Here is a 14,925-nt window from a genome sequence, read left to right on the forward strand (position 1 = left end):
CCTGAGGAACGGGGACGCCGGTCCCCGTTCCTCGCGGCCTCAGCGCAGCGCCTGCACCACGTAAAAGGTGCCGAGGACGGCCGCCAGGGAGCCGAGCAGCAGACGCAACCCCGTCTCCGGGAGGCGGGGTTGCAGCTGTGCCCCCAGATATCCGCCGATCAGCCCGCCCAGGCCGCAGGCCAGACCGAGGTGCCAGTCCGGCGCGATGTTCCCGGAACCGGCCAGGGACAGCAGGGCGAAGGTCGCGGCTCCGACCACGGAGGTGGCGAACGTGGAGGCGAGGGCGGCCGGGGCGACCCGGGCGACGGACATGCCCCGGCCGACCAGGACGGGTCCGAGGATCGCGCCGCCGCCGATGCCGTAGATCCCGCCGACCACGCCGACGGCCAGGGCCAGCCGTACGACCGTCCGCGGGGAGGGGTCCGGGGCGGGCGCCCGCCGGGCGGGGTCGAGCGTGCGCGCGAGGAGCCACAGGCCCAGCGGGATCAGGAGCGCGCCGACCAGGAGACGGAAGACGGTGGCGTCGGGAACGACGAGGACCCGGAGGACTGCGCCGACGACCACCCCGGGCAGTGTGCCCGCGAGCAGACGGCGGGTCAGCGGTGTGAGCAACGGCCCCGCGCGCCGGTAGCGGAGCAGGGCGCCGGGGCCGGCGACCACGTTGTAGAGCAGGTTGGTGGGGGTGACCGCGGGACTGGGCACGCCCAGCAGGGTCAGCTGCGCGGGCAGCAGGAACACCGCGCCGGAGACTCCCACGGGCGCGGTCAGTACCGCGCACAGCAGGCCCAGCGCCAGCCCGCCGGACAGCGTCGCCCAGGACATGCCGTCCCCTCCGCCCGAGTCCGCGTCGCTCCGCCGCCGGGTCAGGCGGGGAGGGCGAAGGACAGGCGGCCTCCGCTCGCGAGGGGACCGCCGACCCCGCGCGTGCGGGAGGGGAACGGTTCGTACGAGGTGTGGAGGTCACGCCAGTTGCGGTCGAGGCCGAGCCGGGTGGCGGCGGCGCGGGCGCCCGCGGTGCCGAGGGCGCGGGTGGCGGCCTCCGCGGCCGTTCGCGCGGCGGCGGCCTCCGCCGTGGCCACGACCGCGGAGGTCCGCTCGTACGCGTCCCGGGTGATCCCGTCACCGAGGTCCAGCGCGGTCCGCACGGCGTCGACGGCCTGATCGGCGAGGGCGTGCGCGGAGCGGTCGGACCCGCCGGGGTCGTCGGACCCGCCGGGGTCGTCGGACCCGGCGGGGTCGTCGGACCCGGCGCTGTCGTCGGTCCCGCCGGTGTGCTCGGCTCCGCCGGCGCGGTCGGTCCCGCCGATCGGGTCGGTCCCGCAGATCGGGGCGGTCCCGCTCCGATCCTCCGCTTCGGCGAGCATCCACCGGGTCCGGCCGAGAAGGACCTGGACGGCGAGGAGCCGGCCGACCGGCGAGATCAGCGCGGCGCGGGGGGAGAGGAAGTCCCCGTGCGGGGAGAGGGAGCCGAGCACGTCGTCGGGGCCGACGGGCACGTCCTCGAACCCGACGCTGCCTCCGGCGGCCGGGCGTCGGCCGAAGAGGTCGCCGTCGTCCGCGACCGTCACGCCCCGGCGGCCGGGACCGACCACCACGGCGAAGGGCTCGCCCGTGTCCTCGCGGACGGCGCGGACGGCGAGCCGGTCGGCGACCAGGACACCCGTGGTGCAGCTCTGGAAGCCGTCGAGCACCCAGCCCCGCGAGGTGCGGGCCAGCATCAGTGGCTGTTCCTGAGGGGCGTAACCGCCGCCCCAGCACCACTGTTCGGCGGCCGACCGCTCGGCCGTACGGCGGGCCGCCCCGGGCTCGGCGAGGTGCCCGGCGCTCCAGGACAGGAAGTAGTGGCGGCCCAGCAGTTGCCCGACCGGGCCGTCGGCGGCGGCGATCTCCCGGACCACGGCGCAGGCGGTGGCCCAGTCCACGCGGTCGCCGTCCGCCTCGTACGGCAGCGCCAGCAGCCCGGCCGCGCGCAGCGCGGCCACCTCGCGCACCGGAGCCCGCCCCGCTCGGTCCCCGGCGTCGGCGGCCAGGGACCGCGCCGCCCCACCGGCCGCGCGCAGCCAGTGCCTTGGGCCGGCGAGGGCGCTGTCGGACGGGGGGACGGTGCGCGGCGGCACGGCGGGGCCCATGGGAACGGTCTCCTGAAGGTCAGCCGCGCGGGGCGGCGTCGGGGCTCTCGGTCCGGGCGGGCACGTACTTGTAGCCCACGCGCCGGACGGTGACGATCCGGTCCCGGTGCGCCGCGCCCAGCTTGCGGCGCAGCCGGGCGATGTGCACGTCCACCGTGCGGCCGTCACCGACGTGGTCGTAGCCCCAGACGGCGGTCACCAGCCGGTCGCGCGTGTGCACCTGCTGAGGACGCAGCACGAGGTGCGCGAGCAGCTGGAACTCCAGGTAGGTGAGGTCGAGTTCACGTCCGTCGACCTCCGCGATCCGGCGGGCCGGATCGATCCGGACGACGCCGTCCACGGACCGGTGGACCGCGGCGGTGCCCGGTGCCGCGACCGGCCGGATCTCCGGACGGGGCCCGTCCTTGGCGAAGAGTTCGGCGGGGTCGGTGCCCTCGGGGACGAGGACGAGGTAGCCGACGAGCGGCGGGGCGGCCTGGCCCTCGGTCCCGCCGCGCACGGGATCGCCCACCAGGCGAAGGCGGCGCAGGGGGTCGGAGAGCAGAGGGTCGAGCGGAGCGGCCTGGGCCGGAAGTGCCGTGGTCATGGCGGTAGTCCCTCAGAAGTGTGTAGGGCCCCGGGCATGGCGGCGGGATGCGCCTGATCGCCGGGGAAGGGTGGCGGAGCGGCACGGGCGTACGAGTGAGCCGGGTGCCTTACGCCGGACAGCAGGCGGCACTGACGACGTGACCAAAGTCGACATGCCGACGACGAACGAGTCGCTGCTGCTTACGGGACATGGACATCATGCTGCGCGCCCGGCGGCGCGCCGTCAAGCCTTCCCTAGTAACTCTATAGGGAAAGTGGGGAAGATCTCACGTGCCGCCCGCGACGACCCCGCGCGGACTCAACAGCCCTCCACCGCGCGTGCGTTGACACGTGCGCGCGCCCCGTGCTTGCATCCCGCCATGCCGCAGCCGGAGCCCTTGACGCGCCGCCGCACCGTGGACCTGGTCCGGGTGGCCGCCGCGCTGTGTCGTTTCCCCGGCTGATTCCGCGCCGCCCTCGCGCGCGGCCCAACGGGCGTGTCCTGAAGGTGTGGAGCCGCCGCCCCGTCCCGGTCCCGGCCGCCCGCGCACCCCCGTCCCCGGATGTCCCACCGACGCAGAGGACCCGTCATGCCCACGCCCGCAAAGCCGTCGCCCCCGCGCGTGTCGCGCCACGACGAAACCGCCTACGACCGGCGCAGACTGCGCCAGTGGCTCGCCGGGGAGGCGAGAGCGGACGGGGTCAGCCGCCGCCGGCTGCTCACCCTGCTCGCCGCCACGGCCGCCGTCACCGCCCTGCCCGCCCCGCCCCCGGCCCGCGCCGCCGGAACCCCGATCGTCAAACCGCTGCCGCCGGAGTGGTTCGTCCAGCGCGGCACCAACGCCGAGACCCGCTGGGAGGCCCTGCGCGGAACCGGCCACCACACCCCCAACGAACTCTTCTTCGTCCGCAACCACACCACCACCCCCGTCCTCGACGCCGCCGCCTGGCGGCTGCGCCTGTGGGGCAGCGGCCTGCGCGGCACGCCCGGCGAGGACCGGCCGGTGGAGTTCGGCTACGACGACCTGCGCGCGCTGCCCTCCGTCACCCGTACCGCCTTCGTGGAGTGCGCGGGCAACGGCCGCTCCTTCTACACGAGCCAGCAGGGCGAGACGGTCAGCGGCACGGCCTGGACCCTGGGCGCGATCGGCGTCGCCCGCTGGCGCGGGGTCCGGCTCGCCGACGTGCTGCGCAGGGCGGGTCTCTCCTCCCGGGCGGTGGACGTCCAGCCGCGCGGCCTGGACGCCGAGTTCGGCAGCGGCGGGGAGAGCCTCGGCCGGGTGCGCCGGCCGCTGCCCCTGGCCAAGGCGCTGGACGACGTGGTGCTGGCGTACGAGATGAACGGCGAGCCGCTGCCCCACGACCACGGGTATCCGGTGCGGGTGCTGGTGCCCTCGTGGGTGGGGATCTCGTCGATCAAGTGGGTCGGGGACATCGAGGTGTCCGCGCAGCCGCTCTACTCGCCGTGGAACACCACCTTCTACCGGCTGTTCGGCCCCGCCCACCCGGCGGAGGGCAGCGCGCCGCTCAGCCGGCAGACCATCAAGAGCGCCTTCGAAGTGGCGAGCGGTGCCGCCTTCCCGGTGGCGCGGGGACAGGTCCTGCACGGGCGGTCCTGGTCGGGCGCGGGAGGCATCGCCCGCGTCGACGTCAGCACCGACGGAGGCGCCCGCTGGCGTCCGGCCCGGCTGCACGACCGGCCCCGGGCGGACACCTGGACCCGCTGGTCCGTCGCCTGGAAGCCCGACACCCCGGGCCCCACCCACCTGCTGGCCCGCGCCACGGACACGGCCGGCCGCACCCAGCCCGAGACCTCGGTGCCCAACGCACAGGGCTACCTGTTCGACGCGGTGGTACGCCATCCCGTGACCGTGGTCTGACGGCGGCTGCCGCTCACAACGCCCGTGCCGCGTACGCCCGGACGTCCGCGTCCGGGTCCGCCGTCGCCGTTTCCAGGGCGGCCCGCGCGTCCTCGGCCGAGCGGTGCGGGGTCAGCGCGGCCACGGCCGCCTTGCGCACGTCGGCGTTCGGGTCGGCGAGCGCCTTCGCCAGGGCCGCCACCGCCCGGCCCGGTTCGGCCAGGGACAGCGCTGCGGCCGCGCCGGCCCGTACCTGCCAGGCCGGTTCGGACAGCGCCGCCACCGCGCGCGGCCGGACCGTCCGGGCAGCCGGTCGCCCCGAACGCCTCGTAGGCGGCGGCACGCACCAGGGCGTCGGGGTCGTCCAGGAGCCCCGTCAGAGCGGCGAGGACCGGTCCCGGTGCGGTCTGCGGCGCATCGGCGGAACGCCGACCGGCGACCGTGGCGAGTGCCCTGGCGAGGGCGACGCGGACCTCCCGGGACGGTTCGGAGGCGGCCGCGCCGGCCAGCTCCGCGGTGGCGTCGACCGAGACCAGCGCGCGCAGGGCGGCGACGCGGACCGCGATGTCCGGGTCGGACAGGGAGCCCGCGAACAGCCCGGTCCCACCGAGGCCCAGCACGCGCAGGGCGTCCAGCGCGGTGGCGCGGGCGACGGGGTCCGCCCCCGACAGCGCGGCGGTCAGGCCGTCCCGCAGGGCGGGTTCGGGGTCCAGCGTCTCCACCAGTTCCCGCAGGGAAGCGGCCGCCGCGGCGCGGACCCCCGCGTCCGGGTCGGTGAGCGCCCCGGCCAGCGCGGGCCCGGCGCCCCGCGGCCCGGTCTCCGTCAGCACGGTCACCGCGGTGCGCCGGACGGTGGCATCGGCGTCGGCCAGGTAGGGCGCCAGCGCCCGGAGGTCGGGTGCGTCCTCCGCGAGGAAGAGCAGAGCGAGCAGGCGCGGACTGGCGGGCGGGGCCGCCGTGCCGACGTCCCCGCCGTCCGCCTCGCCCGCCGCGGACGGCGCGCCGATCGCCACCGGGGCCGCTTCCCGGGCGCCCGCGGTCGCGACCTGCTCCGGGTGGACCTCGCCCAGATGCCGCGAGGCGCCGCCCACCGGGCTGTACTCGTCGACCGGGACCAGGTAGGGCGCCACCGGCCGGGCCGTGAACTCCATCGCCCCCGTCGAGGACTTGCGCAGGTCCAGGTGGTGGAACCAGGACGCGTCGTCGAGGTGCGGATGGTCGAGACGGTCGTGGTACAGGCCCCGGCGGGACTCCGTGCGGGCCAGGGAGGCGCGGGCGGCCATCTCGGCGCAGTCCCGGATGAACGTGACCTCCGCGCAGCGCATCAGCTCGTGCTGGGTGCGGGCCCCCATCGCTGCCGCGCCCGGTCCGCGCGCAGCCGACGGCGCGCGCGGTGGGCGGCGACGGTGGTCGCGCCCTGGCCGGCGTGGTCGCGGACGCGGTCGGTGGGAGGCATGGCCGGAACCATACTCATCCGGTAGGGATAGTGGTGTTGCGGAACTGTTGCGCCACCTGACGCCTCCCCGAGTACTGCTCCGACCTGGCCTTTCTCCCGCCGCTCGGCAAGATCTGCCAGCAGCGGACGGCCCTGCCCCGGTCCCGGGAGGTGTCCGGCGGACCCCCGTCGACGGGCACGCCGTCCCCGCCCCTCCTAGGCTCGGAGGAAGGGCGGGTGCCCGCGTCGACAGGAGCCCGGTGGACATCGACAGCGTCGCCGACGAGCTGTACGCGCTGCGGCCGGAGGAGTTCACGGCGGCGCGCGGCGAGCGGGTGGCCGCGGCCCGTACCGCGGGCGACCGGGAACTCGCCGAGAGGATCGGCCGGTTGCGCCGCCCCAGCCTCGCCGCCTGGGTCAGCAACCTCCTGGTCCGGGCCCGCCCCGACGAGGTGGCCGCGCTGCTCCGGCTCGGTGAGGGGCTGCGCCGGGCCCACCACGACCTGGACGGGCCGCTGTTGCGGGAACTCGGCGCTCAGCAGCGGACCCTGGTCCGCGCGGTGACCCGCGAGGCCGCCGCGCTGGCGGCGCGGGCCGGCCATCCGGTCGGCGCGGGCGTCGCGCACGAGGTGGAGACGATCCTGCACGCCGTCCTGGCCGATCGCGACGCGGCCCGCGCCTGGGCCGAGGGGCGGCTGGTCAGACCGTTCGAGGCGGTCGTGGGCTTCTCCGAGACGGGCGCCTCGGTGCCGCACCGTCCGCGTCCGGCGGCCCGGCCCGAACCCCGTCCGGCCGTGCGCCGTGACGACGAGGAGCTGGCCCGGGCGCGCCGGGCCGCCGACACGGCCGGCCGTGAACTGCGAGCACTGGAGAAGGAGGTGGCGCGGGCCGCGCGGGAGGCGGCGGCGACCGAGGAGAGGGCCACCCGGCTCCAGGACCGGATCGCGGAGTTGACCGAGGAACTGAGCCGGGCCAGGGAGGACCGCCGACAGGCGCGTGAGGCGGAACGCGCGGCCCGCGCCCGGCTGCGGACCCTCGAACGCCGTGCCCGCGAGGCCGGCCGCCACGCGGAACAGGCGACCGCCCGCCTGACGGACCTGCGCACCGGGTGACGCACCGGCCGTCCGACGGGGGCGCGGGGTGGCGGTCGCCCGGCCCGCCTGCGCCAAGGGTCGCGCGGAGGCCCGAACCGGGCGCCGACACTCCGGTCGCTCCGAGCGGCTGGCTCGCTCTCGGACGCCGGTCCGTACACCGCGAAGGCGCGGCTGGCTCGCGCTCGGATGCCGGTCCGTACACCCCGAAGGCCCCGGTTTCGCGGACCCGGGGAGCAGCCCGACCCCGCCGCCGTACGCCCCGGTGAGTACCCGGGATTGCTCCCGTCGGAAGACGCCGCGCCCGCGCCCGCTCGGCAGGCTGGTTCGGGTGAGACTCAGCCGCCCCGCACGTCGGGCCACCCTCGTCGTCCATGTCGTCGCCTCCGCCGCCTGGCTCGGCCTCAGCCTCGGTCTGCTCGCTCTGGGCGCCACCGCCGCCAACACCGCTTCCGCGGCGACGGTCGAGGCGTCGGTACGGGCCATGAAGCTGCTCGCCGACTGGCTCCTGCTCCCCGCCGCCCTCCTCACCCTCCTCAGCGGGCTGCTCCTCTCCCTGGGCACTGTCTGGGGGCTGGCGCGCCACAAGTGGGTGTACACCAAGTTCTGGCTCACCCTGGCGACCACCACCGCCACCGTGTTCGCCCTGCGTCCCGGGGTGGACTCCGCGGTGACCGCCGTCTCGGCGGGCGGTTCCCTGCCCGACCCGGGGGACGTGCTGTTCGGCCCCGCCGTGTCCCTGACCGCGTATGTGTTCATGACGGCCGTCTCGGTCCTCAAGCCCTGGGGGCCGACCCGGCGCGGCCGCCGCGCACGCGAGGAGTCCCGTACCCCGGCCGCCCCGGCCCGCACGGCCTGACTGGCGGCGCACCCGGCTCCGGGAGACGATTTCGGGCGGAGGCACCATGACCGAGCAGCCCGCCGCGGACGAGCCGGCGCCACCCGGCCGATGGCGCCGCCACCCGCGCGTCACGCTTCCCGGCTGCTGGGGCGCCCTGCTGCTGGCCTGTCTCTCCTTCACCCCCTCCCTGCTCCCGCGTGGGGGCGTGCTCCAGGGCCTGATCTGCGGTATCAACGCGGCGATCGGCTACGGTCTCGGCGTCCTGGCCGCCGCGATCTGGCGTGCCTTCGCCGACCGAGGCCCCCGCCCCGCCCGCCGGTGGTCCTGGCGGGCCTTCCTGATCGGCGGCACCGCGCTCTTCGCCGTCGCGTTCGGCTTCGGGCAGTACTGGCAGCACGAGATCCGCGCCCTGATGGGAGTGACGGCCCACAGCGTCCCGCAGGCGGTGCTCTCGCCCCTGATCGCCCTGCTGGTCCTGGCCCTGTTGCTGCTGACCGGCCGGGGCGTGCGCGGCCTGTACCGATGGGTGTCCCGGCAGCTGACCCGCTGGATCGGCGAGCGGGCGGCGAAGGCGACCGGCTGGCTTCTGGTCGCCGGAACGTCCTGGCTGATCGTCAGCGGACTACTCCTCGAAGGCGTCGTGGGCGCCACCAACGAGGCGTTCTCGCTCCGGGACGACGAGACCCCGCAGGGGATCGCACAGCCGACGACGGCCCTTCGCTCGGGTGGCCCCGGGTCCCTCGTGCCGTGGGACACGCTCGGCCGCGAAGGGCGCGTCTTCATCGGCAAGGGGCCCGGCGCCGAGCGGATCACCTCGGTGATGGGCGGCCCCGCCCAGGAGCCGATCCGCGCCTACGCCGGACTCCAGACCTCCGACGACACCGAGGAACGCGCCGCACGCGCGGTCGCCGACCTGCGCCGGGCCGGCGGATTCGAGCGCGCCAACCTGCTGGTGGCGACCACGACCGGCAGCGGCTGGATCGACCCGGCCTGCGTGGACACCTTCGAGTACCTCAACCACGGCGACACCGCCACGGTGGCGCTCCAGTACTCCTACCTCCCGTCCTGGATGTCTTATCTCGTCGACCAGTCCAAGGCGCGGGCGGCGGGCCGGGAACTCTTCGACGCCGTCTACGACATCTGGTCCGACCTCCCCGCGGACGACCGGCCCCGGCTCTACGTCGCCGGCGAGTCCCTGGGGTCCTTCGGCGGGGAGACGGCCTTCAGCGGCGCGTACGACCTGCGCAACCGCACCTCGGGCACGCTGTTCACCGGACCGCCCAACTTCAACACGCTGTACCGCGAGTTCACCGACCATCGGGAACCCGGCAGCCCGGAGGTGCGGCCCGTCTACAAGGACGGCCGGACGGTGCGTTTCGCCACGGACGTCGGCGAGGCGATTCCCCCCGCGGGCGAACCCTGGGACGGCAACCGGGTGCTGTACCTGCTGCACCCGTCCGATCCGATCGTGTGGTGGGGCCCGCACCTGGTGCTGGAGGAGCCTGACTGGATCGGTGAGGCGCCCGGCGAGGACGTCCTGGAGGACATGTTCTGGGTGCCGTTCGTGACGTTCTGGCAGATCACCGCCGACCTGCCGTTCGCCACCGAGGTCCCGTCCGGGCACGGCCACCGGTACCGGACCGAGTACGTGGACGCCTGGAACGCGGTCCTGAGACCGTCCGGGGTCACCGAGGGCGATCTCGCGAACCTGCGTCGGGTCATCGCGGAGGGCTGACGCTGTCAGAGAGCCCGTACGACCCGGGCGGGGCTGCCGACGGCGACGACCCGGGCGGGCACGTCCTTCGTCACGACCGAACCGGCCCCGATGACCGAGTCGTCGCCGATGCTCACACCGGGCAGCACGATGACACCGCCGCCGAGCCACACGTTGTTCCCGATGGTGATGGGCCGCGCCGCCTCCAGCTTGTCGCGCCGGGGCCCCGGCTCCAGCGGATGCGTCGGGGTGAGGAGCTGTACGTTCGGCCCGATCTGGCAGTCCTCGCCGATGGTGATCGCCGCGACGTCCAGCGCGGTGAGGTTGAAGTTGACGAAGGTCCGCGCGCCGATGGTGATGTTGCTGCCGTAGTCGACGAAGAGCGGCGGCCGCACGTGCGCCTCCTCGCCGAGCGAGCCCAGCAGTTCGGCGAGCAGACTCCGGGCGTCCTCCGCGCCCTCGGCACAGGCGGCCTGATAACGGCCGGCCAGCCGCACGGCCCGCTGCTGCCGCCGGGCGATCTCGGGATCGTCGGCGACATAGAGATCGCCCGCCAACATACGTTCCAGCTGGCTGCGCGGATCGCCCGCGAAGTAGTCGGTGGCCATGCGTACGACCGTACACTCCGGGTCTCGCCGAGGCCGCGCGTCGGCGCGGAGCCGTCACCGGCAGAGGGCGTCGATGTCCTGCGCGTAGCTGGGGAACTCCGCACGGGCCGCGGCGATGACCTCCTCCGCGCTCCGGCGCGCGGTGCCCGCGTGGCGCTCGGCCGGCGCGGCCAGGACCGGGTCGGGGCGGCCCGAGTGGTCGTCGTACTCGACGGCCTCCATGGGGCCGACGCCGTCCGCGAGGACCCACAGGAAGTCGGAGAGGTTTCCGGCGACGACGCCGCAGGCGCCCTCGGAGCCCATGAAGACCACCGGCTGCTCGGTCAGCGGGCGGTCGGCGCGTACGCACCACAGGGCGGCCAGACCACCGGTGCCGTCCTGCCCGAAGACGCGGTAGGCGGAGCCGTCGAGCGCCTGGTTGCCGGTCCAGCTGCGCAGCCAGTCGGTGGTCTCCTCGGCGGAGTCGAAGGCGTCGTACGGCTCGAAGTCGATGCCGTCGCCGTCGGCGTGGTCGAATCCGGTGGCCGCGATCTCGGCCGGGGCCGGCGGCAGGGTGCGGTCGTCAACAGGGCTCTCGTTCACGCGCGCAGACCAGCCGCCGGCTCCGGCAACGGGTCGCTCAGATGCCGCAGGTGGGCGCCGACCAGTACGGGGAGGGGTCGAAGGCGACGTGGGTGTGGTCGTTGTGGCCGGGGTAGCCCGGACCGAGGATCTCCGAGAAGCCGTGCGTGCGGGACTGCTGGGCGAGCCGGCACAGGCTCGGGGAGCCGGTGAGGTCGGCCGCGTCGCCGTAGAGGTGGCGGCTGGTGGAGGAGCCGCCGACCGCGCTGTTGCAGGAGTAGGAGCGGAAGCCGCTGGAGACGGTGATCGGGACGTCGCCGAGGGCGTGCCGCATGGCCTCCAGCTTCCACATGGTCTTCAGGGCGTTCGCCTTGGCGGTGGCCGCGGAGACGGCGCCGCCGGACCAGTCGGAGTTGCAGCGGTTCAGCTCGGCGTAGCTGAAGTGGACCGGGGTGCAGTCCGCGTCCTGGAGCGCGTACAGCTTGCTGAAGGTCTGGGAACCCGCGACGCCGTCGGCGGTGAGTCCGTACGCGGACTGGAACTTCTTGACGGCGGCCGCGGTGCGGGCGCCGTACTGGCCGTCGTAGGAGAGGCGTTCGCCGGAGGTGACCCAGCCCGCGACCCGGATCTGCAACTGCGTCACATCGCCGCCCGAGGAGCCCTGGGACAGGGTGCGGCTCCAGGTGTAGCACTCGTCGGCGTGCGCGGTGCCGGCGGTGGCGCCCACCCCGAGTACCGCGCCAGACATGATCATGACAAAAGCGAGCAGGGAGCGTGCCATCCGTCTGAGCATTCCGACCTCCGGGCCGTCGACTGTCGAACACAGGGGGCCGCAGCGCCTCGGCCGCGGTCCAGGCCAAGCCTGAGGCCGTTCGCTACGCGCGTCAACGGCGCGCCGGTGTCGGAGTGGTGAAGGCCGCGGGACGTCCGCGAGGGGTCTGGACCGGTGGCGGTGCGGCCGACCGCACCGGCCCCGGGAGTCCGGGCGGTGCGGTCGGGGAGCCCGCGCGGCCGTCCCGGCGTCGGGACGGCCGCCGGGTCCCTCAGACCTCGCGGTGCATCACGCGGCCCCCGGTCACCGTCAGTCGTACCGGTGCCCCGGCGACCTCGTCGGCCGGCGCGTCGACCGGGTCGACGGCCAGGGCGGTGAGGTCGGCGCGCAGGCCCGGCGCGATGCGGCCGGTGACCTCCTGCTCGCCCGCGGCGAGCGCCGCGTGCGTGGTGCAGCCCTCCAGGGCCTGGAGTCCGGTCAGCCCGGCGCGCGCGGAGGCCGCCCCGCGGGGCGCGCGGGCGGTCGCCAGGACGGCTCGCGCGTCGAAGTGGGCGATCGGCCAGTCCGAGCCCAGCGCCACGACCGCCCCCGCGTCCCGCAGGTCCCGCAGCCGCCAGGCACGCCCGGAGCGCTCCTCGCCGAGCCGCAGCGACCACTCGTCGGAGTGGTCGGCGCGGGTGTAGGAGGTGTGCGGGGGCTGCATGGAGGCCACGACGCCGAGCGCGGCGAACCGGGGCACGGTGTCGTCGGGCACCGACTCGATGTGCTCGACGCGGTGGGCCAGGCGGCCGTCCGGGCCCAACGACTCGACCGTGTCCAGGACATGGTGTACGGCCGCGTCCCCGATGGCGTGCGTGGCCGTTCGTACGCCGGCGCGGTGCAGATGGCGTACCGCCGCGCTGTACGCCTCCGGGTCCGGCCAGAACGCGTCGGTGCCCTGGCCGTGGCAGTCCGGGTGCTCCAGCCAGGCGGTGCCGCCCTCGACCGTGCCGTCCATGAAGAACTTCACCCCGCCGACCCGCCAGTGCCGACCGCCTTCGCGCTGCACAGCGATGAGTGCGTCGAGGTCGTCGGCGGAGGCGCCCGGCATGCACCACGGGGCGAAGCGCAGCCGCAGGGGTAGGGCGGTGTCCTCGGCCACCGCGCCCACCAGGTCCAGGTCGCCGAGGTCCATCACATGCGCGCCGGTGAGCCCGGTGGCGGCCATCGCCGAGAGCAACTCGACCAGCCGGGAACGCCGTTCCTCGTAGGAGGGCCGCGGCATGACCCCGGCGACCAGGTCCATGGCCGCGTGTTCCACCAGGTGCCCGGTGAGCCGTCCGTCGGCGTCGGTGGCGAGGTGGGAGCGCTGGACGAAGACGCGCGGGCCGGTGATGCCGGCTGCGGCGAGCGCGGCGCCGGTGACCAGCGCCGAGTGCCCGTCGTAGAGCCGCAGGAAGACCGGGGTGCCGGGCAGCGTGTCCTCGATCAGGGCGCGGTCCAGGGGCCGGCCGCCGAAGACGTTGTGGTCGAGGCCGTAGCCGATGACCCAGCCGTCGGTCCGCTCCGCGGCGGCGAGCGCCACGCGCAGTCCTTCGAGGTCGCGGACGGCCGACAGATCGGTTCCGCTCGTCATGTCCAGGCCCCACACGGGATGGCTGTGGGAGTCCACCAGGCCGGGGGTCAGACAGGCACCGGCCAGGTCGATGACCTCGGTGCCCGGTCCGGTCCACTCCCGCGCGTCCCCGGGGTCCCCGACGGCGGCGATCAGACCGTCGCGGACGGCCACCGCGCCGGCCCACGGGCGGCCGGGGTCGAGGGTGCGGACGCGGGCCCCGGTCAGGACGAGGTCGGCGGCGGTCATGCGGGCTCCTTCGCGGGGGCGGCGACGGCCTCGGTCTCGGGCTCGGTGCCGAAGCGCGCGTAGATGTCGGGGCGTCGGCGGCGCAGTCTGCGGGCGAGTACGAGGCCGCTGACGAAGACGGCCGGGACGACGGCGGTCAGGACGGTGTTCACGGTCGGGGAGGCCCCGGTGAACAGATCGAGGTGGGTGACGACCAGGACGATGGCGGTGCCGAGGAGCAGGGCGGCCACGACCGGGGCCACGACCGTGCGCAGGACGCCCTCGTCGTGGCTGATCCGCCGGAAGTACAGGGGGACGGCGAGCGCGGCGAGCAGTTGCAGGGCCAGCAGGCCCAGCATGCCCGGGGTGTTGACCCAGAGCAGCAGCTGTCCGTACGGGTCGGCGCCGGCCGCGGCGAAGGCCAGGACGACGGCCGCGCCGAGGACGGTCTGGGCGACGCCCGCGAGATACGGGGAGCCGTGGCGCGGGTGGACCCGGCCCAGGGCCTTCGGCAGCACGCCTTCCTCCGCCAGCGCCAGCACGTACCGGTTGATCGCGTTGTGGAAGGCCAGCAGGGAGGCCAGCACGCTGGTGACGATGAGGACGTGCATGGTGTCGGCCGCCCAGCCGCCGACGTAGGTGGTGATGGCCGTGAAGAACAGCCCGGCGGGGTCGGCGCCGGCCGCCGCGACGACCTCGGCGTCGCCGAAGGACTGGATCGCGATCCAGACGACGAAGGCGTAGAACAGGCCGAGGAATCCGACGGCGACGTAGGTGGCGCGGGGCACCGTGCGGTCGGGGTCCCGTGCCTCGCGGCGGTAGATGACGGTGGACTCGAAACCGGTGAAAGCGGCGAACGCGAACGCCAGCACGGCCGCGGTGCCGGGCACCAGCACGTTGCCGGGCGCGAAGGAGGCGAGGGACAGCCCGTGCGCGCCGCCGTCGAGCAGGACGCCGGCCGCGAGCAGTACGAGGATGCCGGTCTCGGCGACGAGCAGCACGCCGAGCAGCTTGGCCCCGAAGTGGATCGAGCGGAAGCCGCCGTACCAGATGAGCAGCAGCCCGGCGAGGGAGACGGGCAGCCAGGGGACGTCGACGCCGAACAGGGCGTGGGCGGTGTCCTGGGTGGCCGTGCCGAGCAGGCCGTAGACGCCGATCTCCATGCCGTTGTAGCCGATCAGCGCGAGCAGCGCGGCGCCGACGCCGGCGGCGGGCCCGAGGCCGCGGGTGATGTACGCGTAGAAGGCGCCGCCGCTGCGGACGTGGCGGCTCATGGTGGTGAACCCGACGGCGAACACGGCGAGCGTGATCCCGGCGATCAGATAGCCGACCGGGGCGCCGATCCCGCCGAGCAGGATCGCCAGCGGGGCGACCCCGGCCATCACGGTGAGCGGGGCGGCGGCGGAGACGACGAAGAAGGCGATGTCGGCGGTGCCGAGGGCCCCGGAGCGCAGGGCGGGTGCGCGGTCCGGGGCGGAACTTTCGACGGGCATGGGCGAGCCCTTCTGGCTGTACGGAGACGGAGG

The 14,925-nt window shown here is 75.2% G+C and carries 13 protein-coding genes and 1 pseudogene; 4 read left to right on the forward strand and 10 right to left on the reverse strand.

Annotation, left to right across the window (positions count from 1 at the left end; translation table 11 throughout):
• Positions 1-39: 39 nt before the first annotated feature.
• The 3 genes from AB0E07_RS35285 to AB0E07_RS35295 are packed head-to-tail and all read right to left on the reverse strand — an operon-like array spanning position 40 to position 2,715.
• Complete coding sequence (locus AB0E07_RS35285; protein WP_362261222.1) at positions 40-822, reverse strand: sulfite exporter TauE/SafE family protein; 783 nt, start codon at positions 820-822, stop codon at positions 40-42.
• A 41-nt stretch (positions 823-863) separates the two neighbouring features.
• A complete protein-coding gene (locus AB0E07_RS35290; protein WP_362261224.1) occupies positions 864-2,129 on the reverse strand; it encodes an acyl-CoA dehydrogenase in 1,266 nt (421 codons plus the stop codon).
• A gap of 19 nt (positions 2,130-2,148) precedes the next feature.
• Positions 2,149-2,715: a winged helix-turn-helix domain-containing protein gene (locus tag AB0E07_RS35295; RefSeq protein WP_362261226.1), complete on the reverse strand. Its 567-nt coding sequence runs from the start codon at positions 2,713-2,715 to the stop codon at positions 2,149-2,151.
• Between the two features lie 571 nt (positions 2,716-3,286).
• On the opposite strand from AB0E07_RS35295, the gene AB0E07_RS35300 reads away from it, so the two are divergent.
• Complete coding sequence (locus AB0E07_RS35300) at positions 3,287-4,576, forward strand: sulfite oxidase (protein WP_362261228.1); 1,290 nt, start codon at positions 3,287-3,289, stop codon at positions 4,574-4,576.
• A gap of 13 nt (positions 4,577-4,589) precedes the next feature.
• Here AB0E07_RS35300 and AB0E07_RS35305 read toward each other — a convergent pair.
• Together AB0E07_RS35305 and AB0E07_RS35310 are read right to left on the reverse strand one after the other, a co-directional pair.
• Positions 4,590-5,913, reverse strand: a pseudogene (locus AB0E07_RS35305) (HEAT repeat domain-containing protein); the annotation flags it as partial.
• Positions 5,880-6,011, reverse strand: a complete 132-nt coding sequence (locus AB0E07_RS35310; protein WP_362261293.1) for a hypothetical protein — start codon at positions 6,009-6,011, stop codon at positions 5,880-5,882. The gene AB0E07_RS35310 and the pseudogene AB0E07_RS35305, both read right to left, overlap by 34 nt.
• 239 nt (positions 6,012-6,250) lie before the next feature.
• Here AB0E07_RS35310 and AB0E07_RS35315 point away from each other — a divergent pair, with 239 nt between their 5' ends.
• From AB0E07_RS35315 to AB0E07_RS35325, 3 genes are all read left to right on the forward strand, one after another.
• Positions 6,251-7,102: a hypothetical protein gene (locus AB0E07_RS35315; protein ID WP_362261230.1), complete on the forward strand. Its 852-nt coding sequence runs from the start codon at positions 6,251-6,253 to the stop codon at positions 7,100-7,102.
• A gap of 310 nt (positions 7,103-7,412) precedes the next feature.
• Entirely contained in the window at positions 7,413-7,940 is a 528-nt protein-coding gene (locus AB0E07_RS35320; protein WP_362261232.1) for a DUF2269 domain-containing protein, read from the forward strand.
• 46 nt (positions 7,941-7,986) lie between these two features.
• On the forward strand, positions 7,987-9,657 hold the full coding sequence (locus tag AB0E07_RS35325; RefSeq protein WP_362261234.1) for an alpha/beta-hydrolase family protein: 1,671 nt from the start codon (positions 7,987-7,989) through the stop codon (positions 9,655-9,657).
• Between the two features lie 5 nt (positions 9,658-9,662).
• Here AB0E07_RS35325 and AB0E07_RS35330 read toward each other — a convergent pair whose 3' ends face one another.
• From AB0E07_RS35330 to AB0E07_RS35350, 5 genes are all read right to left on the reverse strand, one after another.
• On the reverse strand, positions 9,663-10,244 hold the full coding sequence (locus AB0E07_RS35330) for a sugar O-acetyltransferase (RefSeq protein WP_362261236.1): 582 nt from the start codon (positions 10,242-10,244) through the stop codon (positions 9,663-9,665).
• A 54-nt stretch (positions 10,245-10,298) separates the two neighbouring features.
• Positions 10,299-10,826 (reverse strand): SMI1/KNR4 family protein, encoded by a 528-nt coding sequence (locus AB0E07_RS35335; protein ID WP_362261238.1) that lies wholly within the window; start codon positions 10,824-10,826, stop codon positions 10,299-10,301.
• Positions 10,827-10,863: 37 nt separating this feature from the next.
• Positions 10,864-11,598 carry a D-Ala-D-Ala carboxypeptidase family metallohydrolase gene (locus tag AB0E07_RS35340; protein WP_362261240.1) on the reverse strand — a complete coding sequence of 245 codons (735 nt, stop codon included), beginning with the start codon at positions 11,596-11,598 and terminating at the stop codon, positions 10,864-10,866.
• A gap of 250 nt (positions 11,599-11,848) precedes the next feature.
• Positions 11,849-13,420, reverse strand: a complete 1,572-nt coding sequence (locus tag AB0E07_RS35345; RefSeq protein WP_362261242.1) for an amidohydrolase — start codon at positions 13,418-13,420, stop codon at positions 11,849-11,851.
• Positions 13,417-14,892, reverse strand: a complete 1,476-nt coding sequence (locus tag AB0E07_RS35350) for an APC family permease (RefSeq protein WP_362261244.1) — start codon at positions 14,890-14,892, stop codon at positions 13,417-13,419. The genes AB0E07_RS35345 and AB0E07_RS35350 overlap by 4 nt, the downstream gene beginning before the upstream one ends.
• Positions 14,893-14,925: the final 33 nt, after the last annotated feature.

The organism is Streptomyces sp. NPDC048002, from assembly GCF_040653275.1.
Classification (GTDB): domain Bacteria; phylum Actinomycetota; class Actinomycetes; order Streptomycetales; family Streptomycetaceae; genus Streptomyces.

Coding starts and splice junctions, on each gene's coding strand:
- AB0E07_RS35340 (WP_362261240.1), bottom strand. CDS start 11,598: ATGCTCAGACGGATGGCACGCTCCCTGCTCGCTTTTGTCATGATCATG.
- AB0E07_RS35300 (WP_362261228.1), top strand. CDS start 3,287: ATGCCCACGCCCGCAAAGCCGTCGCCCCCGCGCGTGTCGCGCCACGAC.
- AB0E07_RS35290 (WP_362261224.1), bottom strand. CDS start 2,129: ATGGGCCCCGCCGTGCCGCCGCGCACCGTCCCCCCGTCCGACAGCGCC.
- AB0E07_RS35325 (WP_362261234.1), top strand. CDS start 7,987: ATGACCGAGCAGCCCGCCGCGGACGAGCCGGCGCCACCCGGCCGATGG.
- AB0E07_RS35350 (WP_362261244.1), bottom strand. CDS start 14,892: ATGCCCGTCGAAAGTTCCGCCCCGGACCGCGCACCCGCCCTGCGCTCC.
- AB0E07_RS35310 (WP_362261293.1), bottom strand. CDS start 6,011: ATGCCTCCCACCGACCGCGTCCGCGACCACGCCGGCCAGGGCGCGACC.
- AB0E07_RS35345 (WP_362261242.1), bottom strand. CDS start 13,420: ATGACCGCCGCCGACCTCGTCCTGACCGGGGCCCGCGTCCGCACCCTC.
- AB0E07_RS35330 (WP_362261236.1), bottom strand. CDS start 10,244: ATGGCCACCGACTACTTCGCGGGCGATCCGCGCAGCCAGCTGGAACGT.
- AB0E07_RS35295 (WP_362261226.1), bottom strand. CDS start 2,715: ATGACCACGGCACTTCCGGCCCAGGCCGCTCCGCTCGACCCTCTGCTC.
- AB0E07_RS35285 (WP_362261222.1), bottom strand. CDS start 822: ATGTCCTGGGCGACGCTGTCCGGCGGGCTGGCGCTGGGCCTGCTGTGC.